Here is a 6,000-nt window from a genome sequence, read left to right as displayed (position 1 = left end):
CAACGGAACAAAACAGTCCCGGCTTGATGCAATTTGCCAATCGAAAATCCCCGGAACCACCCTACACGAGGAAACTCATGTCGCCCAACAAACCAGCATTTGTTGGATAGTTCATTAAACAGTGCAGAAATGGAGATTATTATGACAGAGAAAATACCGGTTTCAAAGAGGCTGAGCGAGAATATCGCACAGATGGAGCAGTTTTTTCATGAGTGTGATGATATCAAGAAGAAGGAAATGATGCTTGGCAGGCAGATGGATGTGCCATGTTATCTGACGTTTATTGAGGTGTCGGTAGATATGGGAACATCGGCGCTTGGCGAGGTATTAAAGCATTTAAATGGGCTTGAAAAAGACGAAATCTATCAGGTGCTTGAGAAGAATGCGCTGGGAATTTCGGATGCAACGTATTTTGACACGATAGAAGATGCGGTGGACGGACTTCTGACCGGAGAAGTGATCCTGTTTGTGGAAGGATTTGACCAGGCAGTAAAGATACCGGATGACGGTTATCCGAATATGGGAATCACAGAGGCAGATTCGGAGAAGGTGATAAGGGGTTCTAATGAAGGATTTTGTGATTCCGTCAAGCAGAATGCAGCATTGATCCGGAAGCGTATCCGTTCGCCGAAAGTCAAGGTGAAGCAGAAGAAATGTGGTGTGCGTTCGAACACGAATGTCTATCTTGTTTTCATGGAGGATCTGGTGTATCCGGGACTGGTGAGGGAGATCGAGCACAGGCTGGAAGGATTTGAGATTGACGGAGTGCTGGACAGTGGTGTGATCGAACAGCTTACCGAAGAAAAGTGGTATTCGCCGTTTCCGCAGTTTCAGACAACGGAGCGCCCGGACCGTGCAGCAATGGCTGTTTTAGAGGGACGGGTGGTCGTACTTTCGGACAATTCTCCGGTTGGGCTGATCCTGCCGACAGATTATAATTCGTTTATTAAGACGAGTGATGATTATTACAACCGGTGGGAAATTGCGAGTTTTGGAAGATTATTGCGTTATGTTGCATCCTTTTTTGCGATGACACTGCCGGGATTTTATCTTGCCGTGACAAATTTTCATACACAGATACTGCCAACTATGCTGCTTTTATCTTTTGCAGATGCAAGAAGCGGGGTGCCGTTTCCTGCAGTGGTCGAGGTGATCTTGATGGAACTTTCGTTTGAACTTTTGAGGGAGGCAGGTGTGCGGTTACCCGGTGCCATGGGAAATACGATCGGTATCGTCGGAGGACTGATCATTGGACAGGCGGCAGTCGAGGCGAATCTGGTCAGCCCGATCGTTGTGATCGTGATCTCATTTACAGCGCTATGCTCATTTGCGATACCGAATGAGGAATTTGCAACAGCATTCCGTCTTTTGAAATTCTTTTTTATCGGAATGTGTGCATGGTTAGGCTACTTTGGTATGCTGCTTGGATTGCTATTTGTACTGATTCATCTGGCACATTTAAAAAGTTTTGGAATCCCGTACCTGATGCCATTTGTCGGGGCAGATCTGACCGACTATGAAGACGAGCGGGACTTTCTGTGGCGTCTGCCGATACGGAAACTGACCAAGCGCCCGATCTACGCAAAGCGGGATGAGCGGGTGAAACTGAAATTGAAATAAGTATGAAAGATGTTTCGAATAAAATTTGAAATGAGTACGAAAGATGTTTGAAACAGTAAAACGAGCATGAAGGATGTTTGAAACAAAAAGGAGAAAAAATTATGTTTTCATCGAACGAAAAGATTTCAGGTCGTCAGGCTTTCCGGCTTCTGGTTTTTGATCTTCTGGGACTTGGAACACTTTTGATCCCGACTGCGGTTGCAGGTTTTTGCGGAAGAGATGGAATATTTTGTATCATTGCGGGAACGGTGGCAGGAATTTTGTTTTTGAAGCTGATGGTTTATGCGGTGGGGGATATGCAGGGCAGTTTTGCAGAATATACCGTAAACATGTGTGGTACATTTTTTGGAAAGATCATACAGGCGGGGTATTTTTTATATCTGGTGCTGTTAGCGGGATATACGGCATATCTTTTTTCTGTGACGGTGTTAAACAACCTGCTGCGGGGAGAATCATTTTATCTGGTGCTTGTGCTGATCTTAGGTTTAGTCTGGTATGGTCTGTTAAGCGGGATCGAGGGCAGGGCGCGTGTCTATGAACTGCTATTCTGGATCATCCTGATACCGCTTTTTATCATGTTAGCGTCCGCACTTGATGAGGTGAAAACGGATTATTGGAATCCGGTGTTTTTTACGGAAAGAAGTGATTTTTTTGCCGGCAGTTATTATGTGTTTATCTGTTCATCTCTTATTTTTCTTGTTTTGTTTCTGGGAGGGTATCTGCGAAAACGGGAAAGCCTGATGAAAGCAGGACGCCTCGCATTGATTTTCACCGGCTGCCTGGAGGCAGGACTTTATCTGATCCTGCTTGGAGTGTTTGGAGGTGCGGCACTCTCAGACATGCAGACTCCGGCGATCACACTGATGAGTACGATTAAAATTACCGGTGGATTTTTAAAAAGGGCAGATGCATTTATGTTTGGAATCTGGTTCTTTACGTTGTATGCATTGTTAAATAGTGCAGTATTTTATGCAGAAATGTTATTAAATGGTTTATATCATGCAAAAAAAAGACAGACATTGTGGAAAAAGTGGGAACGTGCGGCAGTGTTTGCTGTGGTTTTTGGCATTGCAGTATTCTTTTACAGTTCAAAAGAAAATACGGTACTGTATGAGAAATTTGTGTGGTATATCGGAACACCGTTTCTGGTGCTTATTCCTGTGGTGTTTGCAGTCATCCGGTATAAGAAACAATGGAAACATAAAAATTATCCTATTCTGCGCGTTTATCTGATGATAGGTGTCCTGTTTGTACTGACTGGTCTTTCCGGCTGTGCCACGGCAGAACTTGAGGAACGCAATTTCCCGATCGAAATGGCAGTATGTGATATGGAACAGTTTGACAGGGAATGGCTAAATGCCGATGAGTCCGGGAACCGCGTGGTGGATTACAGCCATATGAAGGTTATTCTGCTGGATCAGACCTTTTTAGAGGATGCAGAAAATATGGATGCTTTTCTGGAGATTCTGGAAAAAAAGAGCGACGTGCCAAGAAATACTTATCTTGTGGTGGCAGAGGATGCACAGGCAATTTTAAATCTGCAGGAAAATATGGAAGAGTCCGTGGGAACTTATCTGGAAGATTATTTTGAAAATGTATCTGAAATCAAAAAGACTGCGTATCCGACGATTGGCATGCTTTATCAGGAGCAGGAAAATAAAATGGAAACACTGTTCATCCCCTATGTTGGGGAAGCAGAAAAAAAACCTGCCGTGAGGGGGTATTATGTCTGGAAACGCGGTGAGGCAGCAGGACTTATTAACAATCAGACGGCGATGCTTTCTTTTTTTATCCAGAATCAAATGAAAGAATATACGCTGACGCTTGCAGACGGAGTGGATGTACGCCTGTTTGATCCGCACAATCAGATTGTTTTTTCGCAGACAGAAGATAAAAGAGTCATCGCAGAAATTAATTGTAGTGGAGAGATTCTGTATGAAAAACCGGGATGGAGGAAGAAGATACAGGCAGAATATGGTCAAGGCTTAAAATCCGGTGATATAAAGGAAGAACTGGAGAAACAGATTACAGAATATTTTCAGATAATCGCACAAAAAGCGGAGATCGACTGCATGAACAGCTATAAAAAACTGGGCGGACAGCGCAGGGACTGGTATCTGTTTTATCAGAAGCAGCCTAAGCAGTATGAAAAAGATATGGAAATAATTTACAAGGTAAAGGTTGACTGGGTAAATCTGGGTGAGTGAAAAGGTGGTGGTTAGAAAGATTCGGGTGGCAAAAGGTGTTTCATAACTTAGTGGCCGGTAAATTGCACGAAGCAGGGACTAATTTTCGGACATCGGAACAAAATAGGCACTGTTTTGTGCAATTTGCCAATCAAGAAATTAAAAGTCCCCTTTTGCCACCCGAATCTTATAAAATAGCCCCGATCACCAGTCCAAAGAGAAAGATCCCTGCCAAAATCAGATCCTTTTTATAACTCCGATTCCTTTTGTTGTTTAACCATGCATTGATCAGCCAGAAGATAATAAGCAGTGGCGTAAAAATATAGAAGGTTTCATAAGCATTTATGAATTGTAAGAGGATCAGTGCGATAGCAGATAATCCTATGAGATATTGGATTACAGTTACGATCTTTTCAGCGAGAGAAATATTTTCATCGGAGAAAATTTTTATATCTGGATGGGAATGATCTGCCATACGGATTCCTTTCTTTTAATGCGTACAAATTTGATTATATGGAAAATAATAACATTGTTTTAAAATGATAACAATAGATTTTGTTAACAGGTTTTGTATAAAAACAAAAATAAGTGGAATACTCCTGCTATCAAACAGAAAAGGAGTATTCCAATGAAATTACCGATCATAAAATATAAAAAAGATTTCCTGTACATAACCCTGTTTTTCTTATTTTCTTTTGCCTGTATCATTGGATTGCGGTATGAACAGAGGCTTGAAATGCAAAAAGGTATCGCAGAAAAGATCATACGCTTTCATGTGATCGCAAACAGTGATGCCAAAGAGGATCAGGACTTAAAACTTGCTGTGCGGGATGCCGTCGGTATCCATATGTCAGAACTGTTAAAGGATGTGTCTGACCGCAGCAGTTCAGAAATCGTGATCTGGAAGAACATGGAAAATATGAAGCAGACGGCGAAGAAAGTCATTGCAGACAAAGGATTTGATTATGATGTGGATATCTGCCTGAAAGAAACGGATTTCCCAGTAAAAACATATGGTGCGTACACATTTCCGGCAGGAAATTATGAAGCATTGGAGATTATCATCGGTGCGGGAAAGGGACATAACTGGTGGTGTGTGATGTATCCGAACATGTGCTTTTCGGATACGATGTACGAGGTGATCGATGAGGATGCGAAAAGTTCATTAAAAAAAGTACTTTCTGATGAGGAATATCAGAAAGTACTTGAGAGTGGCGATTATAAAGTAAGATTCCGTTACCTCACATTTTTAAACCAGTTATGTGAGGATAATGAAAACGCTTACATTGAAAAGGGAAAATAATCCCGGTATCGGATATGTGTCATCAGATTTTTTATCTAATGGGAAGTATGATGTACTTTATATCCGATGTTGTTATTGCCAAAGCAGTGCTCGTAAGGAACACCGGTGAGGGCGGCGATAAACGGTTTTAGGTAAATGCTGCGGTAAAAAGCCATTCTGCGCCGAAAACGAACAGGTACATTCCAAGATGGTGGCGGAAAGTACGGATCTTTAAAGTAGATAAGATATCCGTAAAGAGCTTTTTGAAACCTTCAAAAACGTTTGCCACGCTCTCATCCTCAACCTCGTCACTCGGACGCTCCCAGGAGTTCGTGTAGAGCAGAATCATGGAAACGATAAGGATTGCTCCGTATGCAACACCGGTACAGAAGAACGGAGTCAGAGAGTCCTGTTCATAAATGCTGATGAAAAATCCCGGAAGTGCGGCACCGAGGAAGTTTGCAACTTTTCCAAACATGGCTTTTGAACCTGCAAGATAAGTTCTCTGGTCAAAATAATCCGTCATTTCTACCGGAAGTGTGTTGTATGGGATCATGACGCTGGTATATACGATCTCAAACATGATATAGGTGGACAGATAATACCAGAAATTCATATTTCCACCCATAACAGCGGGTACAGACACATAAGGGGGATTCCAATCAGGATAAAGAAACGTCTTCGTCCAAATCGTTGACCGGGCTTTGTTTTATAAAAGCTGTCGGAGATAAAACCCATCAGTGGATTCATGATAACATCCAGGGCACCACTGCCGAGTAGGTTGCCTGTTCCATAGGCAAAGCGTACAGTCTATTGTATAAATTTAGGCAGTAAAATACTCTCTGTAAATACCTTATCCCAAAAATGAAAGCACTTACATATTTTCTATATACCATTATAGAAAGAGATTTC

The 6,000-nt window shown here is 42.2% G+C and carries 5 protein-coding genes; 3 read left to right on the top strand and 2 right to left on the bottom strand.

From position 1 onward, the window contains the following. The first annotated feature begins 141 nt into the window (after nucleotides 1-141). Entirely contained in the window at nucleotides 142-1,620 is a 1,479-nt protein-coding gene (locus tag DXA60_RS12285) for a spore germination protein (protein WP_186900289.1), read from the top strand. A gap of 101 nt (nucleotides 1,621-1,721) precedes the next feature. Then, a complete protein-coding gene (locus DXA60_RS12280) occupies nucleotides 1,722-3,827 on the top strand; it encodes a GerAB/ArcD/ProY family transporter (protein WP_117921599.1) in 2,106 nt (701 codons plus the stop codon). A 166-nt stretch (nucleotides 3,828-3,993) separates the two neighbouring features. Here DXA60_RS12280 and DXA60_RS12275 read toward each other — a convergent pair whose 3' ends face one another. Then, a complete protein-coding gene (locus DXA60_RS12275) occupies nucleotides 3,994-4,281 on the bottom strand; it encodes a hypothetical protein (protein WP_117921597.1) in 288 nt (95 codons plus the stop codon). Between the two features lie 153 nt (nucleotides 4,282-4,434). Here DXA60_RS12275 and spoIIR point away from each other — a divergent pair, with 153 nt between their 5' ends. Next, a complete protein-coding gene (gene spoIIR / locus DXA60_RS12270; RefSeq protein ID WP_117921595.1) occupies nucleotides 4,435-5,109 on the top strand; it encodes a stage II sporulation protein R in 675 nt (224 codons plus the stop codon). A gap of 127 nt (nucleotides 5,110-5,236) precedes the next feature. Here spoIIR and DXA60_RS12265 read toward each other — a convergent pair whose 3' ends face one another. After that, nucleotides 5,237-5,704, bottom strand: a complete 468-nt coding sequence (locus DXA60_RS12265; RefSeq protein ID WP_199536222.1) for an MFS transporter — start codon at nucleotides 5,702-5,704, stop codon at nucleotides 5,237-5,239. Nucleotides 5,705-6,000: the final 296 nt, after the last annotated feature.

The organism is Roseburia sp. OF03-24, assembly GCF_003463035.1.
Classification (GTDB): domain Bacteria; phylum Bacillota; class Clostridia; order Lachnospirales; family Lachnospiraceae; genus Roseburia; species Roseburia rectibacter.
This window is presented reverse-complemented; position numbering and strand designations above follow the sequence as displayed.

What these genes read in the sequence shown, in the direction of transcription:
- DXA60_RS12265 (WP_199536222.1), bottom strand. Translation starts at nt 5,704, where the DNA reads ATGAATTTCTGGTATTATCTGTCCACCTATATCATGTTTGAGATCGTA.
- DXA60_RS12280 (WP_117921599.1), top strand. Translation starts at nt 1,722, where the DNA reads ATGTTTTCATCGAACGAAAAGATTTCAGGTCGTCAGGCTTTCCGGCTT.
- spoIIR (WP_117921595.1), top strand. Translation starts at nt 4,435, where the DNA reads ATGAAATTACCGATCATAAAATATAAAAAAGATTTCCTGTACATAACC.
- DXA60_RS12285 (WP_186900289.1), top strand. Translation starts at nt 142, where the DNA reads ATGACAGAGAAAATACCGGTTTCAAAGAGGCTGAGCGAGAATATCGCA.
- DXA60_RS12275 (WP_117921597.1), bottom strand. Translation starts at nt 4,281, where the DNA reads ATGGCAGATCATTCCCATCCAGATATAAAAATTTTCTCCGATGAAAAT.